Origin of the sequence: Vibrio sp. 10N.222.46.A1 (assembly GCF_041473595.1) — a bacterium.
Taxonomy (GTDB): domain Bacteria; phylum Pseudomonadota; class Gammaproteobacteria; order Enterobacterales; family Vibrionaceae; genus Vibrio; species Vibrio tasmaniensis_A.
On sequence record NZ_JBFRSN010000883.1, the window covers coordinates 1 to 213 of the forward strand.

Annotated in this window: 1 pseudogene; it reads right to left on the reverse strand. The window is 39.4% G+C overall.

From position 1 onward, the window contains the following. Positions 1-111 (reverse strand): annotated as a pseudogene (locus AB4496_RS21475) (recombinase A); the annotation flags it as partial. Between the last annotated feature and the right edge of the window lie 102 nt (positions 112-213).

The window sequence follows — 213 nt, forward strand, 5'->3', positions numbered from 1 at the left end:
CATATCTCTCTGAGTTAAATGCCACATCGCAGAGTTCATGACGCTTTCGATTCGCGTCGCTTTTCTTACCGTTGTATTTCTACCATTCGTTTTTTGCTGTGAATCATCCATTCGATTTCAACTGTCCAAACTAAGCCTACCCCATCATAACGTAATTCTAAGGTGGTTGAGTTACCTAAAAGAGTGAAGCTCAATATAATACCAATCGTAGTA